Here is a 24,604-nt window from a genome sequence, read left to right as displayed (position 1 = left end):
ATCGAACATCCGGGCCTTCCACACGTTCCGGACGTACGTTCAAGATACGGGGGGCGTTTTGTGAGCTTGCAACTCGCCCGGTTGGGTGAGCCGGTCACTCCGTCGGGTGGTCACTGGGCGTCAGGTTCCGGGTTTTCGCCCACTTTGGCGAGAAAGTCGAAGTCACAGCCCTCGTCGGCTTGCGTGATGTGTTCGGAGTACAACGCGCCGTAACCCCGTTCGTACCGCGGGGGCGGCGTGGTCCACTGTGCCCGGCGGTGTTGCAATTCCGCATCATCGACGTCGAGGCTCAGTCGTCGCGATGGGACGTCCAAGGTGATCGGATCGCCGTCGCGGACCAGCGCGAGCGGCCCGCCCACGTGGGATTCCGGCGCGACGTGCAGCACGCACGCGCCGTAACTGGTGCCGCTCATCCGGGCGTCGGACACGCGGACCATGTCCCGGACCCCCTTGGCCAGCAGGTGATCGGGCAGCGGCAGCATCCCGTACTCGGGCATGCCGGGGCCGCCGAGCGGCCCGGATCCGCGCAGCACGAGGACGGAATCCTCGGTGATGCCGAGCGCGGGGTCGTTGATGCGCTTCTTCAAGTCCTTGTAGTCGTCGAAAACCACCGCCGGTCCAGTGTGGACGAGCAGGCGCGGATCCGCGGCGATGTGCTTGATCACCGCTCCCGAAGGAGCGAGATTTCCGCGCAGCACAGCGACTCCGCCTTCCGGGGCGACCGGGTTGTCGCGGGGGCGGATGACGTCGTCGTCGTGTACCCGCGCCGTTTCCAGTGTCTCGCCGAGGGTGCGGCCGGTGACCGTGACACGTTCGGTGTGCAGCAGGTCGGTCAGCCGGGACAGCAGGCCGGGAAGCCCTCCGGCGTAATAGAAGTCCTCCATCAGCCAGTCCCCGCCGGGCCGGATGTTCGCCAGTACCGGGACCCGGCGCGCGATCGTGTCGAAATCGTCGACGGACAACGGGATCCGCCCGCGACCGGCCATCGCGATCAGGTGGATGACGGCGTTGGTGGAGCCGCCGAGCGCCAGCACGGTGGTGATCGCGTCGGCGTACGCGCGCTTGTCGAGGATCTTCGTGATGGTGAGGTCCTCCCACACCATGTCCACCACGCGCGCGCCGCTCGCCGCGGCCATCCGGTGGTGCGCCGAGTCCACGGCGGGGATCGACGCCGCGCCGGGCAAGGTCAGCCCGAGCACTTCGGCGACCGACATCATCGTGGCCGCGGTCCCCATCGTCATACAGGTCCCGGGGGAGCGGGCGAGCCCACGCTCCAATTCGGACAGTTCCGCGTCGCCGATCAGCCCGGCGCGCTTGTCGTCCCAGTACTTCCACATGTCGGTGCCGCTGCCGAGCACCTCGTTCCGCCAGTGACCGCGCAACATCGGGCCCGCGGGAACGAAGATCGCGGGGAGGCCCGCGCTCGTCGCGCCCATCAGCAACGCGGGCGTCGTCTTGTCGCAGCCGCCCATGAGGACGGCGCCGTCGATCGGGTAGGACCGCAGGATCTCTTCCGCCTCCATCGAAAGCAGGTTGCGGTAGAGCATCGGCGTCGGCTTCTGGAAGGTCTCCGACAGCGTCGCGACCGGGAATTCCAGCGGGAATCCGCCCGCCTGCCACACCCCGCGTTTGACCTGTTCCGCGCGTTCGCGCAGATGCATGTGGCAGGGGTTGATGTCGCTCCAGGTGTTGAGGATCGCGATGACGGGCTTCCCGAGGTGTTCCTCCGGGTTGTAGCCGAGCTGCCTGCTCCGGGCACGGTGGCTGAAGCCGCGCAGTTCGTCGCCGCCGAACCAGCGGTGGCTGCGGAGATCCTCGGGGGCTTTCATGCCCCGAGTATGGCATCTCATATATGATTTGCTCATGTCGTCGACCTTCAGCCTGCCCGCTTCCCGCACCGAAGTGGTGCTCGAGGAGATCCGCCGCGGCATCCTCACCCGCGAGCTCGAACCCGGCCAGCCGCTGGTCGAAGCCGAACTCGCGGCCCGGCTCGGGGTGTCCAAGACTCCGGTCCGCGAGGCGCTCAAAGTGCTGTCGAACTCGGGACTCGTGACGTTCAGCCCGTACAAGGGTGCCTCGGTGTGCGTGGTGGACGCGGAGCTGGCGAAGTCCGTCTACGACGTCCGCATGGTGCTGGAACCCGAAGCCGTGCGCCGGTCGGTGGAACGCCGCTCGCCGGACCTGCTCGAAGACGCCGCGGAAGCGCTGAAGGAGGCGTCGGCGGCGATCTCGGACAAGGACCAGGCCTCGCTCAGCCTGCTCAACCGCCGGTTCCACCGCGCGCTCTACAGCGGCTGCGGCAATCCGCTGATGGTCTCGATGCTGGACGACCTCAAGGACCGCGCCGCGCTGATCAGTGTGGTCGGCTGGGAGGCGAATCCCAGCTGGCGCAAGGAATGGAACGAGCACAAGGCGGTGCTGGCGGCGGCGAAGAAGGGCGACGCCGACGGCGCGGCAGGGCTGCTGCGCACGCACATCGGCGACTTCCTCGACCGGATCCTCGGAGCCATCGGAGACCGGTGATGCGCCTGCTGATCGTCGCCGACACGCATCTCCCGCCGCGCGCGAAGGCGCTGCCGGACCAGGTCTGGCGCGAGGTAGACGCGGCGGACGTCGTCGTCCACGCCGGCGACTGGGTCGAGGTCGCCCTGCTCGACGAACTCGAGGCCCGGAGCAAGCGGCTCATCGGGGTGTGGGGCAACAACGACGGGGCGGACCTGCGGGCGCGGCTCCCGGAGATCGCGCGGGCGGAACTCGGCGGTGTCCGGCTGGCTGTCGTCCACGAGACCGGCGGGAAACAGGGGCGCGAGCGGCGCTGCGACGAGCGGTTCCCGGACACCGACGTCCTCGTGTTCGGGCACAGCCACATCCCTTGGGACACGGTCACGCCGAACGGGTTGCGGCTGCTGAACCCCGGCTCGCCGACCGACCGGCGGAGGCAGCCGTTCTGCACGTACCAGACCGCCGGGATTCGTGATGGCGAGTTGTGCGACGTCGCGCTTCATGAGCTGCCTCTTCGCCGCTGACGGGGTAGACAGGAAGCCATGGAACCGGCGCAGGCGTTGAGGGAGATCGCGTTCCGGCTGGAGCGCGCGGGCGAACCGAGCTACCGGGTGCGGGCCTTCCGGCAGGCGGCCTCGGTGATCGCCAAGGTGAAGCCCGACGACCTGCGTAAACGCGCCGAGGCGGGCACGCTGACCGCGTTGCCGAACATCGGCAAGGCGACCGCGGCCGTCGTCGAGGACGTCCTCGCCGGCCGTCGTCCCGCGTACTTCGAGAAACTCGGCGAGCCGAAGCTGCCCGACGGCGGTCCGATGCGGGCGGCGCTGCGCGGCGACTGCCACACCCATTCGGACTGGTCCGACGGCGGGAGCCCGATCGAGGAGATGGCCGAGGCCGCCCGCGCGCTCGGCCACGAATGGATGGTGCTGACCGATCATTCGCCGCGCCTGACCGTCGCCAACGGTCTCTCGCCGGAGCGGCTGCGACGGCAGATGGACGTCGTCGCGGAACTGAACGAGACGATGGCGCCGTTCCGGATCCTGCACGGCATCGAGGTCGACATCCACCTCGACGGCACGCTGGACCAAGAGGAAGACTTGCTGGAGCGGCTGGACTTCGTCGTCGCGAGCGTGCACTCGAAGCTGCGGATGCCCGCCAGGGAGATGACGCCGCGGATGATCGCCGCCGTCCAACATCCGAGGGTCCGGGTGCTGGGGCACTGCACCGGACGGCTGGTCATGGGGGCACGCGGGAAGCGGCCCGAGTCGGAGTTCGACGCGGAGGCGGTGTTCACCGCTTGCCGGGACAACGGCGTCGCCGTCGAGATCAACTCGCGCCCCGAACGCCGGGATCCGCCGACGCGGCTGCTGAACCTGGCCGTGGACCTGGGCTGCGAGTTCGCGATCGACAGCGACGCGCACGCGCCGGGGCAGCTGGACTGGCTGGTCTACGGCTGCGTGCGCGCCACCGAGCTGGGGATCGAGCCGGACCGGGTGATCAACACGCGGACCGCCGACGACCTGCTGGCCTCAAGTCCGTGAAGGCCTCCTTGAGGGACCCAGGGTCCCTCAAGGAGGCCTTCACGGACCGGCGTCAGTTGATCTCGTACGGGTCCCCGTAGACCTTCCATCGCAGCGGGGTGTGCAGGTCCAGGTTGCCGTCGTTGAGCCACACCAGCTGAGCGGTGTCGATCCGCGAGGTGTCCGCGTGCGCCTCTTCCTGCTTCATGACCACGCGCCGCGCGTCGAGGAACGCCGTCAGGTACGCCTTCTCGTCACCGCCCTGGGACGGCGGCTTCGCCTTCTGGATCGCGGCCGAGCGGATGCCGCCGAAGCTGTCCTGGCTGGTGCCCGGCCCGTGCATCACGATGGCGTCGTAGTAGATGAATTGTCCCAGTGCGCCCAGTCCGTCCGATTTGGCCTGGTTCACCGCCGGGTCGAAATAGACGCGGTCACGCTCGCCGTTCTGCGCTTCCTTGAAGTCCGAACGTCCGGCGGCCTCCCGCCACGCGTTTTCGAAACCGCTGCCGAGGCCTTCGTGCGAATCGCTGCCGTCGACTTTCCGCAGTGCGGGGAGGTATTCCGCGAGCGGGTTGTCCGGGACCGAGTTCGTGTAGCGCTCGACGAGGTCGAGCATGTCGCCGGTGCCGGAGCAGAACCCGATGATGCCGGCGGTGTAGCCGCGGCCGTCGCCGATGTCCTCGATGTAGGAGTACTGCGCTTTCCAGTCCAGTGAAGAGTTTTCCGCGCTGGAGACGATCTGCATCGCGATCTCCTTCTTCTCCGGCGAGGCGAGGTCGCCACCGGAAGCGAAGATCGACGCCGACGCCGGGGCGGGCTCGGCGGACGCGAGTGAAGAGATCGCGACCGGGCCGGAAACGGCGAGAGCGAGGACGGAAACCGCGCCGAGAGCACGACGCATCGCGGGCCGCAGGGTGTCACTCATGAAAGGTGTCCCTTTCCACAGAGAATTGTCATTTTCTGTCAGGTGTAACTGCGGCGTGGGCACACGATAACCATGGGTGACAGTTTCCGGCAAGGGGTTCGGACGGTTGAAGATTTTCGCGCGACAGGACTGGCGGGTCACCGCCTGTCGCCGGTGTAGACGACGGCGGCGCCGACGGCGTCCACCCCCGAGATCAGCTCGGCGAGCGCCTTCGGGAGTTCCCGGTGCGTGGCCTCCGACCAGGTCCGCAGGCCGGCGCGGTCGAGTTCCGGTTCGCAGAGGTCGTCGAGGCCGATCGTCCAGGCCAGCAGGGCCAGGCAGACCGAATGCGGGTCCGGCCGTTCGGTGCCGAGGACGGCCGTCCTCGCCTTGCTGCGCGCGGCCGTCGACATCAGCAGATCCCGCGGCGGGTACCGGTGATTCTTTCGCATGAGCACCCGGTCGGTCTCGCGGTTGATCACCCCCGCGGTGAGCAGATTGTCCGCGACCGTTTCCCCGAGATCCTGCCGGAGATGGTCGACCCATTCCCGGACGGTGTGCGGCTCGCGTTCGCGAAGGATTTCCGAGAACACCCGATCCAGCGGAGGATGGGCGAGGCCGCGGCGGGTCAGCGGCCGGATTCGCTTGCGTTCCACGGTGATCCGCTCGGCGAGGAGGAGATCGCAAAGCGCGGCACCGGCCATTCCGATGCCGAGTCCCGTGCGGCGCAGCGCGGGTTTTCCGGTGAACTCGTCGTGGGCGAGGAAGAACAAGGAATCGACCAATGTCAGCCGACGCATGAATGGCACGCCCTCCGGCGTTGTAGTGCGGGACGGCCAAAGTAGCGGTAGCCCGCGTACCACTGCGACCCGAGGTCCGTTTTTAGCCTGAACGGACGTATCTCGCCGGGGTGTCCGGCCCTAGGGTGGGATGGCTTTCGCAAGATCAAGAACGCGAACCGACCGTGTTCGCCGACAGACCGACGTCCGGGGGGACGGTTCATGGGTACGCACAGACCGCGGCGCGGTCTCGGCCAACGGCGGCTCGGAGCCGCTCAGATCGTCTTCTTCGTGGTGGCGGCGGCGGGCCCGCTCTTCGCCATCGCGGGCGGGGTCCCGACGAACTACGCGGTCACCGGCAGTATCGGTGTCCCGCTGTCGTTCCTCCTGCTCGCTCCGATCCTGGGGCTGTTCGCGGTCGGGTACGCGGCGATGAGCCGCTACATCACCAACGCGGGCGCCTTCTATCCCTACGTGGCCAACGGCGTCGGCAAATCGACCGGCGCCGGCATCGCGTTCGTCACGCTGGTCTCCTACAACGCCATCCAGATCAGCATCTACGGCCTGTTCGGCTGGTCGGTGTCGACCTGGCTCGGCACGCTCACCGGCTCCCCGCCGCCGTGGTGGCTGTGCGCGCTGGTGATGGTGCTGGTCGTCGGTGCGCTCGGCGTGCTGCGGGTCGACCTCAACGCCAAGGTGCTCGGGGTAGCGCTGTGCCTCGAAGTCGCCGTCGTCGCGATCGTCGATGTCGCGTTGTTCGCGAATCCCGCCGGTGGCAGCGTTTCCTGGGTTCCCCTGGAGCCGTCGAGCCTGTTCACCACCGGTGTCGGCGCGGTGTTCGCCTTCTCCGCCGCGGCTTTCATCGGTTTCGAGGGCGCGGCGACCTACGGCGAGGAGACGCGTGAGCCCAGCCGCACGGTCGGCCGGGCGACGTTCGCCGCGATCGGGCTCACCGCGGTGCTCTACGTCGTTTCGTCGCTCGCGCTGGCCGTGGGCGCCGGGCCCGACGTCATCGTCACCACCGCGGCCGCCCAGGGGCCGGATCTGCTGTTCAACCTGGCGGGCAGGCATCTCGGCGAGACGTTCTCCAATGTCGCGTACACCCTGTTCGTGACCGGCCAGTGCGCGGCGCTGCTGAGCTTCCACAACGCCGTCGCGCGCTACTTCTTCGCACTGGGCAGGGAAGGGCTGCTGCCGCGCTCCCTGGCCAAGACGAGCAAACGCACGGGCGCGCCCGCCGCCGGTTCGCTCACGCAGACCGCGCTCGCGCTCGTCGTCGTCTCCCTGTTCGCGATCGCGGGCCGCGACCCGGTGACCGAACTGTTCACCTGGCTCGGCACGACGGCGTCGACCGGGGTCGTGGTGATCATGATCGCCGTCTCGCTTTCGGTGATCGGCTTTTTCAAACGCCGCCGTCAGGTCGAAAACGCCTGGCGCCGGTGGATGGCGCCGGGGCTGGCGATCCTCGCGCTGTCGGCCGTCCTCGCGCTGATCCTGCTCAACTTCGACCTGCTGCTCGGCCCGGCGGGCAACTTCCTGCTGCGGTGGGGACTGCCCGGGCTCGTGCTCATCGCGGCGTTGGCCGGGTTCCTGCGCGCGGAAGTGTTGCGGACGCGGGATCCCGACACGTACGACGCGATCGGCGGTCCGCTCGAAGGTGAAGACGAAGAACCCGCGAAGCTCCGGGCGGGACGATGATCGTGCGCTCAGCCGAACTGTCCGAAATGGACATCGTGGTCGACGTGCTGACCGAGGCCTTCCACGACGACCCGGTCAGCGTGTGGGTCTTCCCCGATGAGGAACGTCGCCCGGCGGCGCTGACGATCTTCCATCGGGCGATCGTGCGCGGAACCCTGGCCGCGGGTGGCAGCATCGACGTCACCGGCGACCTGTCCGCCGCCGTCCTGTGGACGCCCAGCGGCGAGGAGGACATCGACGGCGACGCGTTCGCCGGGCTCACCGGGGAAGAACTGGGCAGGCTCGCGGCGCTGTTCGAGTTGATGACCGAACGCGCTCCCTCCGGTGAGTACCACCACGCTCAGTTCATCGGTGTCCGCAAGAGCGTGCAACGGCAGGGGATCGGCGGGTGGCTGCTGCGGCACGGACTCGACCGCAACGGCACCGTGCCCGCGTATCTGGAAGCGAGCAGCCCGGAGAGCGCGAAGTTGTACCGGCGGCTGGGTTTCCGTGACCACGGCCCGGCTTTCGCGGTGGAGGGCGGGCCGCCGATGCTGCCCATGTGGCGCGAACCGTGACAGATCTCTCGTCGATTTGTCTATAAAGGACTGGTAAAGTCGGCGGTAGATGACGACGAACCGTGCCCCCGCGACACGGCACCGTTCCGTCTTCTTCCTGCTGATCTTGCTCGTCTTCGCCTTCGTCACGCCGACCGTTCCCCATGGGCACGGCCGATCGGCGAAGGAAGACCCCGTCGCCGTCTTCGCGACCCATCCGCTGCCCGCCTTCCACGGCGGCCAAGCCGTTCCCCTGGCCGACGTGCCCGCCGAAACGGCGATCGTCGACCTCCCTGACACCGGTCCCGTCCCTGAACAGGGCGAACCCGTCGTCATCACCCGCGCGGTGCCACAGGCCCCCGCGCGGGCGCCTCCGCGCTGATCCGGTCCTCATCCCGCATCAGCCACCATCGGAGGTCTCCATGAGTTCCGGTCATGCCCTGCTGGCCGTCGGCGGGGCGTTCCTCGCCGCCGGTGTCATCGCCAGAGCCGGCGCCCGCATCGGGCTGCCCACGATCCCCCTGTTCATGCTGGCCGGATTCGTCTTCGGCCCCAACACCCCCGGACTGTCCCTTGTGGACGATCCCAAGGAACTCGGTGTCCTCGCCGGGCTCGGCCTCGTCTTCCTCCTGTTCTACCTCGGCCTCGAGTTCTCCCTCGACGACCTCGCCAAAGGCGGGCGCAAACTCGTCTGGTCCGGGCTGATCTACCTGATCCTCAACATCGGCGGCGGGCTCGCCTTCGGCTTCCTGCTCGGCTGGGGAACCCGGGAAGCGCTGGTCATCGCCGGTGCCATCGGCATCTCGTCGTCGGCGATCGTCACCAAACTCCTGCTCGAATCCCGCCGGATGAACAACCCCGAATCCCGGCTGATCATGGGCATCATCGTGATCGAGGACATCTTCCTCGCGCTGTACCTGGCGTTGCTGCAACCGGTGCTGTCCGGCGCCGGGAGCTTCGCCACGGCGGCCGCCGACTTCGGCAAGGCGTTCCTGTTCCTGATCGTGATGGTCGCGCTCGCCCGCTGGGGCGGCCGGGTGGTGTCGAAACTGTTCGGCTCGGCCGACGACGAACTGCTGACCGTCTGCTTCGTCGGTGTCGCCGTCATGGGTGCCGCCGTCGCCGAAGAGGTCGGGGTGTCCGACGCCATCGGCGCGTTCATGGTCGGCATGATGCTCGGCGGGTCGAAGGTCGCGCCGCGCATCCACAAGCTGGTGCTCCCGTTGCGGGACGCGTTCGGCGCGCTGTTCTTCTTCATCTTCGGGCTCAGCATCGACCCGAACGCGGTCGGTTCGGTGGTCGTGCCGGTGCTGATCGCGGTGGCGCTGACGATCGTGCTGAACCTGGGCGCGGGCGCGCTGGCCGCGCGGCTGAACGGGTTCGGCCGCCAGGCCGGGGTGAACATCGGGCTGACCGTGCTCACCCGCGGCGAGTTCTCGCTCGTGCTCGCCGCGATGGCGACCGCGGCCGGGCTCGATTCGCGGGTCGCGCCGTTCGTCGCGGGCTACGTCCTGCTGCTGGCCGTGATCGGTCCAGTCGCGGTCATCCGCTCGGAGAAACTCACCTGGTTGCTACCGGCGAGTATCGTCCGGAAGGATTCGACCACCCGGGACCGCGAAGAGCCGGCACCGGTGACGTGACGAGGAGGCCCGGGGTGACCGAGCGGTTCGGCGGCTACCAGAACGAGATCTACCTGCAGGGGCTCGGCGGGACCTTCCCGCCGTGCTCCACCGACGCCACGAAGCTGGAGGAGTCGGCGCGGGAGATCCTGGAGCCCGGGCCGTTCTGGTACGTCGCGGGGGCGGCCGGTTCGGGCGCCACCGCCCGGGCCAACCGGGAGGCGTTCGACCGCTGGCGCCTGGTGCCCAGGATGCTCACCGGCGCCACCGAACGCGATCTGTCGACGACCGTCCTCGGGACGCCGATGCCGGCGCCGGTGCTGCTGGCGCCGGTCGGCGTCCAGTCGATCGTGCACGAGGGAGCCGAACCGGCGGCCGCTCGCGCGGCGGCGTCGATCGGCCTGCCCTACGTCATGTCGACGGCGTCCTCCACGAGCATCGAGGACGTCGCCGAGGCCAGCGGCGAGGGGCCGCGCTGGTTCCAGCTGTACTGGCCGACCGACAACGACGTCTGCGCCAGCATCCTGGCCAGGGCGAAGGCCGCGGGCTTCACCACCCTCGTCGTCACGCTCGACACGTGGACCCTCGCCTGGCGCCCGAACGACCTCGACCACGCCTACCTGCCGTTCATCAAGGGCGAAGGGCTCGGTGTCCCGCTGAGCGACCCGGTGTTCCGCGGCCTGCTGGAGAAGACGCCGGAGGAGGACGCGCCCACCGCGATCCTGCGCTGGATCTCGATGATCACCGGTACCGACAGCACCTGGGACCGGCTGCCGTTCCTGCGCGAGCACTGGGACGGGCCGATCGTGCTCAAGGGCATCCAGCACGCAGACGACGCGCGCCGTGCCGTCGAGGCCGGGATGGACGGGATCGTCGTGTCCAACCACGGCGGCCGTCAGGTCGACGGCGCCGTCGCCTCGCTCGACGTGCTCCCGGAGATCGTGGCCGCGGTCGGCGACCGGCTGGAGGTCCTGTTCGACTCCGGGATCCGCACCGGCGCCGACATCGCCAAGGCGCTCGCGCTCGGGGCGAAGGCCGTGCTGGTGGGGCGGCCCTGGGTCTACGGCCTGGCGCACGCGGGGGAGGACGGCGTCCGGCATGTGCTGCGGAGCCTGCTCGCCGACCTCGACCTGACCATGGGCCTGTCCGGGCACCGCACCCTGGCCGACCTCACCCCGGCCTCCCTCCGGCACTCCTGACCAGCGAGGTGTCGTCTCCGGCATATTCGGAGGCCCCGCTCGTCACGCACGGCTATCCTGGTGCCGGTCATGGCTGCTCACCCTTCCCCGCTCGGCGCCCTGCGCGCTCGCCTGCCCGAATTGATGTCGCGCGACGAGCACCGCCTCCGGCGCCGGCTCGACGGTGCCCGGAAAGCGCGGAACGCCGAGTCGATCACCGCGCAGATCGAGGCCGACATCGAGGCCGCGGAGCTGCGGGTCACCCGCCGCCGTGACGGCGTCCCGAAGATCTCCTATCCCGAAGAGCTGCCGGTCAGCCAGCGCAAGGACGAGATCGCCGACGCCATCCGCGACCACCAGGTGGTGATCGTCGCGGGCGAGACCGGGTCCGGGAAGACGACCCAGCTGCCGAAGATCTGCCTCGAACTCGGTCGCGGGATCCGGGGCCAGATCGGGCACACACAGCCGAGACGGCTGGCGGCGCGCACGGTCGCCGACCGCATCGCGTCCGAGCTGAACACCGAACTCGGCGAGGCCGTCGGCTACAAGGTCCGGTTCACCGACCAGTCCGGTCAGGACACGCTGGTCAAGCTGATGACCGACGGCATCCTGCTGGCCGAGATCCAGACCGACCGAATGCTGCGGCAGTACGACACGCTGATCATCGACGAGGCGCACGAGCGCAGTCTCAACATCGACTTCATCCTCGGCTACGTCAAACAGCTCCTGCCGCGCCGTCCCGACCTCAAGGTGATCATCACCTCGGCGACGATCGACCCGGAACGGTTCTCCAAGCACTTCGGCGACGCGCCGATCGTCGAGGTCTCCGGCCGGACGTATCCGGTCGAGGTCCGCTACCGGCCGATCATCGACCCCGACGATCCGGACGCCGACCAGGACCGCGACCAGACGCAGGCCATCTGCGACGCCGTCGACGAACTCCAGCACGAGGGCCCCGGCGACATCCTGGTGTTCCTCTCCGGCGAGCGGGAGATCCGCGACGCCGCCGACGCGCTGTCCAAACAGGACCTCAAGAACACCGAGATCCTGCCGCTGTACGCGCGGCTCTCGTCGTCGGACCAGCATCGGGTGTTCCAGCGGCACACCGGGCGCCGGGTCGTGCTCGCCACCAACGTCGCCGAGACGTCGCTGACCGTGCCGGGCATCAAGTACGTCGTGGACCCCGGCACCGCCCGGATCTCGCGCTACAGCCACCGCACCAAGGTCCAGCGGCTGCCGATCGAGCCGGTCTCGCAGGCGTCGGCGAACCAGCGCAAGGGCCGCTGCGGCCGGACCTCCGACGGTATCTGCGTCCGGCTGTACTCCGAGGACGACTTCGACGCTCGGCCCGAGTTCACCGATCCGGAGATCCTGCGGACCAACCTCGCGTCGGTCATCCTGCAGATGACCTCGCTCGGCCTCGGCGACATCGCGGCTTTCCCGTTCGTCGAGCCGCCGGACCGCCGCCAAGTCACCGACGGCGTCCAGCTGCTCCAGGAACTCGGCGCTTTCGAGATGTCGGACGGCAAGAAGCTCACCGAAACCGGCCGCAAGCTCGCGCTGCTCCCGGTCGACCCGCGGATGGCGCGGATGGTGCTGGAGGCCTCGCGCAACGGTTGTGTCCGCGAAGTGATGATCATCGCCGCCGCACTGTCCATTCAGGACCCGCGCGAGCGGCCGGCGGAGAAGCAGCAGGCGGCGGACGAGCAGCACGCGCGGTTCGCGGACAAGACGTCCGACTTCCTGGCGTACCTGAACCTGTGGGAGTACGTCAGCGAGCAGCAGAAGGCGTTGTCCAGCAACCAGTTCCGCCGGATGTGCCGCAACGAGTACCTGAACTACCTGCGCATCCGCGAATGGCAGGACATCTTCAGCCAGCTGCGTCAGCTGGCCAAACCGCTCGGCATCACCCTCACCACCACCGGCCCGGCCGATCCGCAACGTGTGCACACGTCGCTGATCGCCGGGCTGTTGTCACACGTGGGGCTCAAGGATCCGGCCAAGGGTGACTACCTCGGCGCACGCGGGGCGCGGTTCTCGGTGTTCCCGGGGTCCGCGCTGTTCAAGAAGCAGCCGAGGTTCGTGATGTCGGCCGAACTGGTCGAGACCTCGCGCCTGTGGGGCCGGGTCAACGCGCGGATCGAGCCGGAATGGGTCGAACCGCTCGCCGGGCACGTGGTGAAGCGGAACTACTCCGAGCCGCACTGGGAACGCAAGCAGGGCGCGGTGATGGCCCTGGAGAAGGTGACGCTGTACGGCGTGCCGCTGGTGGCCGACCGCCGCGTCAACTACGGCCGGATCGACCCGGAGCTGAGTCGCGAGCTGTTCATCCGGCACGCGCTGGTCGAGGGTGACTGGGAGACCCGGCACCACTTCTTCCGCGAGAACCGGGCGCTGCTCGACGAGGTCGAGGACCTGGAGAACCGGGCCCGCCGTCGCGACATCCTGGTCGACGACGAGACCTTGTTCGAGTTCTACGACCAGCGCGTCCCGGCCGACGTCGTCTCCGCGCGGCATTTCGACAGCTGGTGGAAGAAGGCGCGGCACACCGAGCCCGACCTGCTGAGCTTCGAGAAGACGATGCTCATCAACGAGACCGCGGGTGGCGTACGCGAGGCCGACTACCCCGACTTCTGGACGCAGGGCGGCCAGACCTTCAAGCTCACGTACCAGTTCGAGCCGGGGGCGGACGCGGACGGCGTCACCGTGCACATCCCGCTGCCGGTGCTGAACCAGGTCACGGCGGACGGCTTCGACTGGCAGGTCCCGGGCCTGCGCGAAGAACTGGTGATGCAGCTGATCAAGTCGCTGCCCAAGGCGATCCGGCGCAACTTCGTGCCGGCGCCCGACCACGCGAAACTGGTGCTGTCACGGGTCGGCCCGGCCGACGGGCCGCTGCTGCACGCCGCCGCCGACGAGCTGGAAGCGCTGCGCGGGGTGGTGATCCCCGACGACGCCTGGCAGCTGTCGGCGGTCCCGGAGCATCTGAAGATGACCTTCCGCGTGGTCGACGTCCGCGGCAAGAAGGTGTCCGAGGGCAAGGACGTCGAGGCGCTCAAACGGGATCTGAGCGGCCAGGTGCGCGCGACGATCTCCAAGGCCGCGGACAGCATCGAGCGCCAGGGCCTGACGACGCCCGCGTTCGGCGAGCTGCCGAAGGTGTTCGCGAGCAAACAGCGCGGGCACGACGTCAAGGCGTATCCGGCGCTGGTCGACGAGGGCGGCACCGTCGCGGTGCGGCTGCTGGACACGCCGGGGCAGCAGGAACAGTCGATGTGGGCGGGCACGCGGCGGATGCTGCGGCTGAACATCCCGTCGCCGATGAAGTTCATCACCCGCAATCTCGGCAACTCGTCGAAGCTCGTGCTGAACCGGAATCCGCACGGTTCGGTGGCGGCGCTGCTCGAAGACTGCGTCGACTGCGCCGTCGACAAGCTCGTGGCCGACAACGGCGGCCCACGCTGGGACGAGGCCGGTTTCGCCGTCCTGCTGGAAAAGGTGCGCGCCGGGCTGAACGCCGGAGTGCTCGACGTGCTGACCAACGTCGAGAAGATCCTGCGCGCGGCGAACGACGTCGAGACGCGGCTGGCCGACACCCGCGGCCCGAAGGACTCGCTCGCCGACATCCGGGCGCAGCTGGACGGGTTGGTGCACAAGGGCTTCGTCACCGAAACCGGGCAGGACAGGCTGAAGCACGTCGTCCGGTACCTGCGGGGGATCGAACGGCGGCTGGAGAAGCTCCCGACCGAGCCGACCCGCGACATCCAGCGGACCGGCGACATCGCGTGGCTCCGCACCGAGTACCAGTCCGCGCTGGACGCGCTGCCGCCCGGCACTTCGTCCCCCGCACTCCGGGACATCCGGTGGATGATCGAAGAGCTGCGGGTCAGCTTCTTCGCCCAGACGCTCGGTACCGCCCACCCGGTTTCGCTGAAGCGGGTCATCAAGGCCCTCGACGACGCTGCCGCCGGGGGCTGAAGGGGCCCATCGCCGCATCTCACGCGGTGAAGGGCGCTTTCGTCGCATCGCATGCGGCGAAAGCGCCCTTTCAGCTCACTTGACGGGCGCGACGGTGACATGGGTGCCCACGTCACCCAGGTGGCGTTGCGAAAGCCACTTTCGCAACCTTCAATGTTGTGAAAGTGGCTTTCGCAACGTCCTGTGCCGGGAGGGCCCTCGCATTTAGAGGACTTGTTCTATTGAGACGAAAGTCAAACATGGCGTGTTCGGTCGCTCGCCTCTGCGCCTGGCTCAGTGTCCCGAAAGTGGCTTTCGCGACACCTCCGGGACTCCAGCACCCACGAGGACCGCAAGACCCGCGGTGAAGGGGACTTTCCGCGCGTGCGATGAGGGGAAAGTCCCCTCCACCCAGGCTCGGCACCCGACAGGACACGTTTGCCTTACCCCCCAATAAATGCGGCTCACTTCGCGTCGGCGTAGGTGTCCACGGCGGCGATGTGCAACGGGAACCGGACCGGGCAGGCGGTCCCGAACAGCATCCGCGCCGCCTCGGTCATGCTGTCCACAATGGACTGCGAGACCTCGTCGGCGAACTCGGCGGGGGTGTGCACCAGGACCTCGTCGTGCTGGAAGAACACCAGGTGCGCGGGGGAGGGGAGCTTCCCGCGCAGGGTCGCCAGCAGGACCGCGGTCATGTCCGCCGCGCTCGCCTGCACGACGAAGTTCCGGGTGAACCGGCCCCAGTTGCGGGACGCCTGGCGCGCCTTCAGTTCGCCCGCCTCGTCTTCCGCGACGCCGCCGGTCAGCGCGCGCCAGGCCTCCGACGGGGCGGGGGAGGTCCGGCCCAGCCGGGAGCGGACGCGCTCACCGCGTTCACCGGCCTGCGCGGCACGCTCCACATAGGACACCGCGTCCGGGAACCTGGTCCGCAGCAACGCCAGCAGCGGTCCTGCCTCACCCGAGGTGCCGCCGTACATCGCCGACAGCATCGCGATCTTCGCCCTGTCCCGGTCATCCCTGTCGTCCCAAGCGGGCACCGGCACGCGGCGCACCCCGGAGAACATGGCCTCGGCCAGGCTCGCGTACAGATCCGTGGCCGCGGCGACGTCGGCCAGCTTGCGATCCCCGGACAACGCCGTCAGCACACGCGGCTCCAGCTGAGCGGCGTCGGCGACCACCAGTTTCCAGCCCGGATCGGCCCGGACGCAGGTCCGCAGCACCTTCGGGATCTGCAGCGCGCCCCCGCCCCGGCTCGCCCAGCGGCCGGAAACGACCCCGCCGACGATGTAGTGCGGACGGAACCGGCCGTCGTGCACCCACTCGTCGAGCCAGGTCCAGCCGTTGGCCGAATGCAGCCGCGAGAGTTCCTTGTACTCCAGCAGCGGCGGGACGGCGGGGTGGTCGATGTCGCGCAGCAGGTACTTCCTGGCCGACGTGACCTCGATGCCCTCCCGCCCGAGCGCGCGGACGACGCTGGCCGGGGCGTCCGGGTTGACCGGGCGCCCGCCGAACGCCTCGCTGATCTTCGCCGCCAGTTCGACCAGCTTCTTCGGCCGATGCCCGGCCGGGACGCGGGGGCCGAGCTGCTCGGCCAGTAGTTCGAGGTGCAGGTCCGCCCGCCATGGCAGCCCGTCGGCCGACATCTCCGCGGCTGCCAGCGCGCTCGCCGACTCGGCCGCGAAGAGCAGCCGGAGCCGCTCCGGATGCTCGGTGAGCGCGACCCGCTTCTCCTGTTCGGCCAGCACCCGGCGTGCCGCGTCGACCAGCGTGACGCCGGAGGGCAGCCGAGGGCCGCGCGTCTCGAACAGCGTCGGCTGGTCCTCCTCGGCCCACAGCGGCGGCTCGTCGGCGGGCGGTTCCTCGCCGTTCGCCCTGGCCAGCGCCGCGCGCAGGCTTCGCGACTCCTTGGGGCGGCCCTCGTGCGCCAGCAGCAGCCCCTCGGTCAGTGCCAGGTCGTGACACCGCCGCACCCGGACGCCGGCCTTGATCAGCGCCGGATACGCCTGTTCGACCGACGGGAACACCCACCGGGGCGAGTGCTCGGCCTCCACCCGCCGTACTTCGTCCACGAACTCCGGGATCTTCAGCCCGAGCCGCGGCGGCTGTCCGGAAATCGAGATCGCGAAGTCGCCATCTTCCTCTTGACCTGCGATCGCCTGCACACTCACATTGTGGTGGTTCCCACCGACATTTCTGTCACCAGACGGCTAGTGCGCCTGCGCTATCGGTCGGCTACTGTCGAGTAGCAACCCATACCGCCGGTACGCGAACGCCGTCGGCATGGTGTCTCGCCGCAGCAGCAACGGAGGTGCCCGGATGAGAAACCCCACCGGCCTCGCCACCCTGGTGGCGGGCAAGGTGACCGAGACCGTGCGCAGCATCGACGTGATGCGCCAAGCGGGCCTGCTCCCGATCCCGAGGGTCGACGAAGGCCTGCGTTCGCTGGTCATGGTGCGGAAGTGGGGTCCGTTCGCCGGGGCGAACATGATCGCCGCCCGCCGGGACCCGACCGCGACCGGCATCATCGACGAGCTCGGCCCGCTGACCTTCAAACAGCTCGACACCCAGTCGAACGCGCTGGCCAGGGCGTGGTCCGAACGCGGGCTCGGCCCCGGTTCGGTGATCGCCGCGCTCTGCCGCGACCACCGGGGTCTCGTGCTGACGATGCTCGCCTCCGGCAAGCTCGGCGCGAAGCTGCTGCTGATGAACACCGGGTTCGCCAAACCGCAGCTCGCGGACGTCGCGAAGCGCGAAGGTGTCACCGCGCTCGTGTACGACCAGGAGTTCACCGACCTGCTGGACGCGGTCGAGGGCGAGGTCGACCACTACCTCGCGTGGGTCGATTCGGACACCGCGCGCCCCCGCGACATCCCGGTCGTCACCGAACTGGTGGCCAGCACCGACGACCGCGCGTGGCCCGCGCCCGCCAAACCGGGCGGGTTCATCCTGCTGACCAGCGGCACCACCGGGACGCCGAAGGGCGCGCCGCGGCCGCACACCTCCGCGCTCGCCTCCGCTCAGTTCCTCGACCGCATCCCGCTGCGCACCGGCGAAGCGACCTACATGGGCGCGCCGCTGTTCCACGGCACCGGCTTGTCGCAGTTCATCCTGTCCTTCGCGCTCGGCTCGAAGGTCGTCATGCGGCGCAAGTTCGTGCCGGAGGAGACGCTGCGCGGGGTCGCGGAGAACGGATGCACCACGTTGGTCCTCGTGCCGACGATGCTGCAGCGGATCGTCGACCTGCCCGAAGAGGTCCGCGCCAAGTACGACACGTCGTGCTTGCGGATCATCTTCGTCGCCGGCTCCGCGCTGTCCCCGGACCTCGGGAACCGCGCGACCGCCGCGTTCGGCGACGTCGTGCACAACCTCTACGGCTCGACCGAGGTCGCGGTCGCGACGGTCGCGACCCCCGAGGACTGGCGCAAGGCGCCGGGCACGGTCGGCCGCGCGCCGGTGGGCTGCAAGGTCGCGCTGTACGACGAGAAGGGCGGCAAGATCACCGAGCCGCACGTCACCGGCCGGGTGTTCGTCGGCAGCGGGCTGAGCTTCCAGGGCTACACCGACGGGCGCAACAAGGAGATCATCGACGGCCTGCTCTCCAGCGGCGACGTCGGCCACTTCGACGAGGACGGCCTGCTGTTCATCGACGGCCGTGACGACGAGATGATCGTCTCCGGCGGCGAGAACGTGTTCCCGATCGAGGTGGAGAACCTGCTGGTCGAACGCGAGGACGTGCTCGAGGCCGCGGTCGTCGGCGTCGAGGATCCCGAGTTCGGTCAGCGGCTGAAGGCGTTCGTCGTGCGGGCCGAGAAGTCGGACCTGGACGTCGACGGCGTGCGCGAGTACGTCAAGGCGAACCTCGCCCGCTACAAGGTGCCGCGCGACGTGGAGTTCCTCGACGAACTACCGCGCAACGCGACCGGGAAGGTGCTGCGGAACAAGCTCCACTAGTACTCCCAGTCGATGCCGAACACCCCGGGGCCGAAGTCGAGCGCGACGGCGTGGACGCCGCTGCCTTGGTCCAGGGTGAGTTCTTTCCGGTCAAGCGGCGAGGTTCCTTGCCGGGAGTACTGCCAGCACTTGGTGGGGATCGTGTCCGGATCGAACCGGATCTCCAGCAGGTACTCGCGGACGGGGCGCCGGAACTCGCGGTAATGCGTGTTCCGGCACTCCGGGTACGGCGGCCCGGGGTTGGTCAGGGAGTACTCGATCAGGTGCGTCTCACCGCGGTCGATGGGCCGGTCGAAGAGCAGTTCGGCCACGGTGAGCCCGTGCTCGTCGTCGACTTCGGCGCGGCCGACGTGGCAGTTGCGCAGTGTGTTCAGCACCGGCGGCCCGGCTTCGGGATCGCCCTGGGCGTAGACCAGCAGCCAGCGGTCCTGCCCGTCCGCGCCCGCCTGGAACACCGCCCGCGCGGTCACCGCGCGCTGCCCGCCGTCCTCGGCGATCTCGCACAGGTCGTGCAGGCCGACCAGTTTCAGCTGATGGTGTTGTTCGAGCGCGTTGGGCGCGCCGACCTTCTCCAGCAGCGCCTGGAGCGCTTCGAGTGGGAAGGTCAGCGGCTGCTCGGTGGTGGCCCGGCTCCGGCGTGACGACGCCCCACGCGGCCGCGGCGGCGGCAGCAGGCTGAGCAGTGAACCGGCGGGAATCGCCAGGACCTCCTCGAGGACCCGGACCGCGGACAGCGAACTCTGCCGTTCGGGCTGGCGTTTCCCGGACTGCCAGTAACTCAATGCGGTGACGCTGACCGACGCGCCTCGAGCCAGAAGCCGCGCTTGGATACGGTCGAGACTCAGTCCGCTGGTGGCGATGGCCGATCGCAACGCGGTGGCGAACGCGGTACGCGGCTCCTCTTCATCGTCCGTGGTCACTCGGTCCGCCGTGCTCCCCGCCACCATATGTCGCCCGACCGCCCCCGCCTGCCGTTTCTTGACACCGTCCGGTTGATAACAACACGAATAACTTTATCAGTCGGGGGTAACACTCCAGGGGCGCCTTCTGCCAGGAGAAAACGACTTTCCGGACGAGCGTCACTACTCCTTTTGGCCTAGTACTGGTAACTGTGAATCATTGCCCGCCACCTGGCGCACCGGTTTGCATGGCCTCAGCAACGATCATCCTCCCGGGTGATCCGCACGGCGCGGCAGGAAGGGAACCAGTGAGCAAGTCCCGGAAGAACCTGAAGTCCCGAAAGACCCGTAGCGGCCTCGTGGCGGGCGTCGCGCTCGCCGGTGTGACCGCGGCTGTCGCCACGTTCGGCGCGGGTGCGGCCAACGCCGACCAGCAGGGCGAGATCCGCGACGCGGGGGTGGCCAACGCGGTCGGCGGCAGCTACATCGTCGTCCTCAAGCCCACCGCGGTCGGCCAGGGCGTGGCCGCGGCGAGCGAGGTCACCGCGAACGTCGCCTCGAAGGCGCAGGGCCTCACCGGTCAGTACGGCACCACGCTGTCCCGCACGTTCGGCTCGGCGCTGAACGGCTTCTCGATCAAGGCCGACGAGGCCGCCGCCAAGCGGCTCGCCGCCGACCCGCAGGTCGCGTACGTCGTCCAGAACAAGACGTTCAAGATCAGCGAGACCCAGGACAACCCGCCGTCGTGGGGCCTGGACCGCGTCGACCAGGCGGACCTGCCGCTCGACGACAAGTACACCTACCCGACGAAGGCCGACAACGTCACCGCCTACGTCATCGACACCGGCGTTCGCGGTTCGCACAAGGACTTCGGTGACCGCGCGACCGGCGGCAAGGACTTCATCGACAACGACGACACCCCCCAGGACGAGCACGGTCACGGCACGCACGTCGCCGGCACCATCGGCGGCACGGAGCACGGCCTGGCCAAGGGCGTCAAGATCGTCGGCGTCCGCGTGCTGGACGCCAACGGCAGCGGCACCACCGAGGGTGTCGTCGCCGGTGTCGACTGGGTCGCGGCGAACGCCAAGGCCCCGTCGGTCGCCAACATGAGCCTGGGCGGTGGCGCGGACGACGCTCTGGACGAGGCGGTTCGCGGGGCCATCGGCAAGGGCGTGACCTTCGCGCTCGCGGCGGGCAACGAGTCCTCCGACGCCGGCACCACCTCCCCGGCCCGCGTCAAGGAGGCCATCACGGTGGCCGCCAGCGACAAGACCGACAAGCAGGCCAGCTTCTCGAACTACGGTTCGGTCGTGGACCTGTACGCCCCGGGTGTCGACATCACGTCGTCGTGGGGCACCGGTGACGACGCCACGAACACCATCAGCGGCACCTCGATGGCTTCGCCGCACGTCGCCGGCGCTGCCGCGCTGTACCTCTCGGCTCACCCTGACGCCACCCCGGCCCAGGTCTCCGAAGGCCTGGTCGCGGCGGCTGCCGACGGCAAGATCAGCAACCCGACCGGGGGCACCGCGAACAAGCTGCTCCAGGTGAAGTAAAGCCCTATCGGACAGGCTGCCCCCGGCGAACTCCAGGCGCCGGGGGCAGCCATCCGTCCGAGGGGCGCCGGACTTGTTACCAACCGGTAAGCTCCAGCCATGGTCCTGCGGAAGAACATCCTGATCACCGGGGCGAGCTCCGGACTCGGCGAGGGAATGGCCAGGCAGTACGCCGCCAGAGGCCGCAATCTGGCGCTGGCCGCCCGCCGTGTCGACCGGCTCGACGCCCTCGCCGCCGAACTCAAGAAGGCGTATCCCGGCATCACCGTGGTCACCCGGAAGCTGGACGTGAACGACCACGACCAGGTCTTCACCGTCTTCGAGGAGTTCCGTGAAGAGCTCGGCTCCCTCGACCGCGTGATCGTGAACGCGGGCCTCGGCAAGGGGCAGCCGATCGGCTCCGGCCGGTTCGACGCCAACCGCCAGACCCTCCAGACGAACTTCCTCGCCGCGGCCGCCCAGATCGAGGCCGCCGTCGGCATCTTCCGCAAGCAGAAGGAAGGCCACCTCGTCGTGGTCTCCTCTTTCTCCGCACTTCGCGCCTTCCCCGGCAATCTGACCGCGTACGCCGCCTCCAAGGCGGGCGTCTCGGCGCTGACCGAGGGCACCCGGATCGAGCTGATGAAGACGCCGATCAAGGTCACCCAGCTGCTGCCCGGCTTCATCGAGTCGGAAATGAACGTGGACATCTCGAAGATCCCGCTCGCCACCAAGGCGGAGGCGGGCGCGCAGGCGCTGGTCAAGGCGATCGAAACCGAGAAGGCGAAGGCGTTCGTGCCGTCGTGGCCGTGGAGCCTGCTCGCGAAGGTGTTCCGGTTCGTGCCGGTGTCGGTGTTGAGGAAGTTCGGGTGACCCTGGCCGCGGACAAGACCGTCGAGGTACGCGGCGAGGACGCGTTCGACCCCGCCGCGGTGCACGCCTGGCTGGCCGGACGGGTGCCCGGACTCGGCGACGTGCCGCCTGAGGTCCGCCAGTTCCCCGGCGGTGCCTCGAATCTCACGTACCTGCTGACCTATCCGGACCGGGAGCTGATCCTTCGTCGCCCGCCGCTGGGGCACAAGGCGGCGTCCGCGCACGACATGCGCCGCGAGTTCCGGGTCCAGCAGGCGTTGCGGCCGGTCTTCCCCTACGTGCCCGAGGTCCTCGCCTTCTGTGACGACGAATCCGTGCTCGGCGGCGACTTCTACGTGATGGAACGCCTCGAAGGCCTGATCCTGCGCGGAGACCTGCCCGCCGGTTTCGCGTTGCCGCCGGAGAGCGCGCGCGAGCTGTGCGGCAAGGTCGTCGACAGGCTGGTGGAGCTGCACGCCGTCGACGTCGAAGCCGCCGGGCTGGCCGACCTCGGCAAGGGAGCCGGGTACGTCGAGCGGCAGGTGCGCGGCTGGTCGGAGCGGTTCCTCAAGGCGCGCACGGAGAACGTCCCGGACTGCGCCGAGGTGATGGCGTGGCTGAAGGAGAACCAGCCGTCCGAGGTCAAGATCTGCCTGATCCACAACGACTACCGGCTCGACAACCTGGTGCTCGACGACGACCTCGGCATCATCGGCGTCCTCGACTGGGAGATGGCCACCCTCGGCGATCCGCTGATGGAACTCGGCAGCACCCTCGCGTACTGGGTGCAGGACGACGATGACGACGTCATGAAGCTCAGCCGCCGTCAGCCGACGCACGTGCCGGGGATGTACACGCGCGAGGAATTCGTCCGGCGGTACGCGGAGCGATCCGGTCTCGCGATCGGCGACTGGACGTTCTACGAGGTGTACGGCCTGTTCCGGCTCGCGGTGGTGATCCAGCAGATCTACTACCGGTTCCACGCGGGACAGACGACCAAGCCGGCGCTGAAGGATCTCTGGCGGTTCGTCGGCTATCTGGACGGGCGCTGCCGCCGGATCATCGCGGAAGGGCGGGCGTAGATGGGCGCGATCTACCTGGTCCGGCACGGGCAGGCGTCGTTCGGCGCGGAGAACTACGACCAGCTCTCGCCGCGCGGCTTCGAACAGTCCACTGTGGTCGGTGAGGAACTGCTGCGACGCGGCGTCGACTTCACTCAAGCGCGAGCGGGTTCCCTTGCCCGTCAACGGGACACGGCCGCGACGGCGTTGAAGGTGCTCGGCTCCGGGATCGCCGTCGTCGAGGACGAGCGCTGGAACGAGTACGACCACGTCGACATCGCGAAGCATCACGCGGATGGTGCGCGACAGAACGATTCACGGGCGTATCAGTCCGCTTTGGACGGTGCCTTGAGCGCCTGGGTCGAGGCGGGAGCTTCCGGTCCGTGCGCCGAGACCTGGCCTCGGTTCTTGGACCGGGTCAGAGGCGCGCTGGCGGATGTCGTGGCGTCGCTGGGCAAGGGCGAGCACGCCGTCGTCTTCAGCTCCGGCGGCGTGATCGCGACGGTCTGCGGTGCGCTCATGGGCACGCCCGAAGCGGGACTGCTGAAGCTGAACCGGGTCACCGTCAACGCGGGCATCACGAAACTGGTGTCCGGCCGCGGCGGGGTGACCTTGTTGTCGTTCAACGAACATCCGCATTTCGAGGCGGAAGCCGCGAAACTGCTCACCTACCGCTAGGAGACACGCGATGGCGTTCGGCGAGGTCACGGTCATCCCGGTCAACGGGCACGGCCCCGAGGACGTCGTGGTCGACGACCAGGGGCGGATCTACACCGGTGTCGACGACGGGCGGATCCTGCGGCTCTCTCCGGACGGCAAGCGCATCGACGTCCTCGGCGACACCGGCGGCCGGCCGCTGGGGCTGGAGTTCTTCGGTGACGACCTCCTGATCTGCGACGCCAAGGCCGGGCTTTTGACGATGCCGCTCGCGGGCGGTGCGATGACCACGCTGGCGACGTCGGCGGTCGGGCTGGACTTCGTGTTCTGCAACAACGCGGCCGTGGCCGCCGACGGGACCGTGTACTTCACCGACTCGTCACGGCGTTTCGGCATCGAGAAGTGGCGCGACGACCTGATCGAGCAGACCGGCGGCGGCCGGTTGCTGCGCCGGACCCCTGACGGGAAGATCGACCAGCTCGCCGACGGTTTCCAGTTCGCCAACGGCGTCGCGCTCCCGCCCGACGAGTCCTATGTGGCCGTTGCCGAGACCGGTGCCTACCGGGTCTCGCGCGTGTGGCTCACGGGCGAGAAGGCGGGCACGCGGGACTATCTCGTCGACGATCTGTGGGGCTACCCCGACAACATCTCGACCGGCAGCGACGGGCTGATCTGGATCACCGTGGCCAGCCCGAAGGTGCCCGCGCTTTCCTTGGTGCAGAAGCTCCCCGCGCCGCTGCGGGCCGGTGTCCGGGCGCTGCCGACGGCCCTGCAGCCCGCGCCCGCGCGCGAATGCGGCGTGCGCGGGGTGACCCCGGACGGCAAGCAGGTCCACGAACTGCGCGGGGAGATCGACGGGTTCCACGTGCTCGTCGGGGTCCGCGAGCGGGCCGGGAACCTCTACTTCGGTTCCCTGGAGGACAACGCGATCGCCGTCACGTCAGTCTAGG

Annotated in this window: 20 protein-coding genes; 15 read left to right on the top strand and 5 right to left on the bottom strand. The window is 68.9% G+C overall.

Translation table 11 applies throughout. The annotated features are described in order from the left end of the window. Positions 1-110 precede the first annotated feature (110 nt). The gene (gene araD / locus B0293_RS34430) at positions 111-1,829 is read right to left on the bottom strand and encodes an L-arabinonate dehydratase (protein ID WP_005162553.1); all 1,719 of its coding nucleotides are present in this window, start codon (positions 1,827-1,829) and stop codon (positions 111-113) included. Between the two features lie 34 nt (positions 1,830-1,863). On the opposite strand from araD, the gene B0293_RS34425 reads away from it, so the two are divergent. The 3 genes from B0293_RS34425 to B0293_RS34415 are packed head-to-tail and all read left to right on the top strand — an operon-like array spanning position 1,864 to position 4,043. After that, complete coding sequence (locus B0293_RS34425; protein WP_005162551.1) at positions 1,864-2,523, top strand: GntR family transcriptional regulator; 660 nt, start codon at positions 1,864-1,866, stop codon at positions 2,521-2,523. Further along, positions 2,523-3,026 carry a metallophosphoesterase family protein gene (locus B0293_RS34420; protein ID WP_039919084.1) on the top strand — a complete coding sequence of 168 codons (504 nt, stop codon included), beginning with the start codon at positions 2,523-2,525 and terminating at the stop codon, positions 3,024-3,026. The genes B0293_RS34425 and B0293_RS34420 overlap by 1 nt, the downstream gene beginning before the upstream one ends. 18 nt (positions 3,027-3,044) lie before the next feature. After that, positions 3,045-4,043, top strand: a complete 999-nt coding sequence (locus B0293_RS34415; protein WP_005162534.1) for a PHP domain-containing protein — start codon at positions 3,045-3,047, stop codon at positions 4,041-4,043. A gap of 52 nt (positions 4,044-4,095) precedes the next feature. Here B0293_RS34415 and B0293_RS34410 read toward each other — a convergent pair whose 3' ends face one another. Further along, positions 4,096-4,947, bottom strand: coding sequence for a chitosanase (locus B0293_RS34410; RefSeq protein ID WP_005162533.1), 852 nt, complete (start codon positions 4,945-4,947; stop codon positions 4,096-4,098). Between the two features lie 137 nt (positions 4,948-5,084). Then, positions 5,085-5,726: a GOLPH3/VPS74 family protein gene (locus B0293_RS34405; RefSeq protein WP_005162530.1), complete on the bottom strand. Its 642-nt coding sequence runs from the start codon at positions 5,724-5,726 to the stop codon at positions 5,085-5,087. A gap of 201 nt (positions 5,727-5,927) precedes the next feature. On the opposite strand from B0293_RS34405, the gene B0293_RS34400 reads away from it, so the two are divergent. From B0293_RS34400 to hrpA, 6 genes are all read left to right on the top strand, one after another. Next, a complete protein-coding gene (locus B0293_RS34400; protein WP_005162524.1) occupies positions 5,928-7,403 on the top strand; it encodes an APC family permease in 1,476 nt (491 codons plus the stop codon). Continuing rightward, positions 7,400-7,960, top strand: coding sequence for a GNAT family N-acetyltransferase (locus B0293_RS34395; protein ID WP_005162521.1), 561 nt, complete (start codon positions 7,400-7,402; stop codon positions 7,958-7,960). Before B0293_RS34400 ends, B0293_RS34395 begins: the two co-directional genes overlap by 4 nt. Before the next feature lie 49 nt (positions 7,961-8,009). Beyond that, positions 8,010-8,321 carry a hypothetical protein gene (locus B0293_RS34390; protein ID WP_005162518.1) on the top strand — a complete coding sequence of 104 codons (312 nt, stop codon included), beginning with the start codon at positions 8,010-8,012 and terminating at the stop codon, positions 8,319-8,321. A gap of 40 nt (positions 8,322-8,361) precedes the next feature. Continuing rightward, the gene (locus B0293_RS34385) at positions 8,362-9,579 is read left to right on the top strand and encodes a cation:proton antiporter (RefSeq protein ID WP_005162515.1); all 1,218 of its coding nucleotides are present in this window, start codon (positions 8,362-8,364) and stop codon (positions 9,577-9,579) included. A gap of 14 nt (positions 9,580-9,593) precedes the next feature. Further along, positions 9,594-10,757 (top strand): alpha-hydroxy-acid oxidizing protein, encoded by a 1,164-nt coding sequence (locus tag B0293_RS34380; protein WP_005162512.1) that lies wholly within the window; start codon positions 9,594-9,596, stop codon positions 10,755-10,757. 123 nt (positions 10,758-10,880) lie between these two features. Continuing rightward, complete coding sequence (gene hrpA, locus B0293_RS34375) at positions 10,881-14,714, top strand: ATP-dependent RNA helicase HrpA (protein WP_245192022.1); 3,834 nt, start codon at positions 10,881-10,883, stop codon at positions 14,712-14,714. 443 nt (positions 14,715-15,157) lie between these two features. Here the strand turns inward: hrpA and B0293_RS34370 are convergent, their stop codons facing one another. Continuing rightward, positions 15,158-16,864: a bifunctional 3'-5' exonuclease/DNA polymerase gene (locus B0293_RS34370; RefSeq protein WP_005162506.1), complete on the bottom strand. Its 1,707-nt coding sequence runs from the start codon at positions 16,862-16,864 to the stop codon at positions 15,158-15,160. Between the two features lie 148 nt (positions 16,865-17,012). Between B0293_RS34370 and B0293_RS34365 the strand changes: the two genes are divergently transcribed. Beyond that, complete coding sequence (locus B0293_RS34365; RefSeq protein WP_005162504.1) at positions 17,013-18,647, top strand: acyl-CoA synthetase; 1,635 nt, start codon at positions 17,013-17,015, stop codon at positions 18,645-18,647. Here the strand turns inward: B0293_RS34365 and B0293_RS34360 are convergent. Beyond that, positions 18,644-19,594, bottom strand: a complete 951-nt coding sequence (locus B0293_RS34360; RefSeq protein WP_209437322.1) for a hypothetical protein — start codon at positions 19,592-19,594, stop codon at positions 18,644-18,646. The two genes, B0293_RS34365 and B0293_RS34360, sit on opposite strands and share 4 nt — an antisense overlap. Positions 19,595-19,854: 260 nt before the next feature. Here B0293_RS34360 and B0293_RS34355 point away from each other — a divergent pair, with 260 nt between their 5' ends. The 5 genes from B0293_RS34355 to B0293_RS34335 all read left to right on the top strand — a co-directional run bounded on the left by B0293_RS34355 (position 19,855) and on the right by B0293_RS34335 (position 24,603). Further along, complete coding sequence (locus tag B0293_RS34355) at positions 19,855-21,105, top strand: S8 family peptidase (protein ID WP_005162497.1); 1,251 nt, start codon at positions 19,855-19,857, stop codon at positions 21,103-21,105. A gap of 99 nt (positions 21,106-21,204) precedes the next feature. Further along, entirely contained in the window at positions 21,205-21,957 is a 753-nt protein-coding gene (locus B0293_RS34350; protein WP_005162487.1) for an SDR family oxidoreductase, read from the top strand. Continuing rightward, complete coding sequence (locus B0293_RS34345) at positions 21,954-23,018, top strand: phosphotransferase family protein (protein ID WP_005162483.1); 1,065 nt, start codon at positions 21,954-21,956, stop codon at positions 23,016-23,018. Before B0293_RS34350 ends, B0293_RS34345 begins: the two co-directional genes overlap by 4 nt. Next, the gene (locus tag B0293_RS34340) at positions 23,019-23,675 is read left to right on the top strand and encodes a histidine phosphatase family protein (protein WP_005162481.1); all 657 of its coding nucleotides are present in this window, start codon (positions 23,019-23,021) and stop codon (positions 23,673-23,675) included. A gap of 10 nt (positions 23,676-23,685) precedes the next feature. Further along, a complete protein-coding gene (locus B0293_RS34335) occupies positions 23,686-24,603 on the top strand; it encodes an SMP-30/gluconolactonase/LRE family protein (RefSeq protein ID WP_005162478.1) in 918 nt (305 codons plus the stop codon). Position 24,604: the final 1 nt, after the last annotated feature.

The sequence above is a fragment of the Amycolatopsis azurea DSM 43854 genome, assembly GCF_001995215.1.
GTDB classification, from domain to species: Bacteria; Actinomycetota; Actinomycetes; order Mycobacteriales; family Pseudonocardiaceae; genus Amycolatopsis; species Amycolatopsis azurea.
Note: the sequence above shows the minus strand (reverse complement) of the source record. Positions and strands in the feature narration are given on the sequence as shown.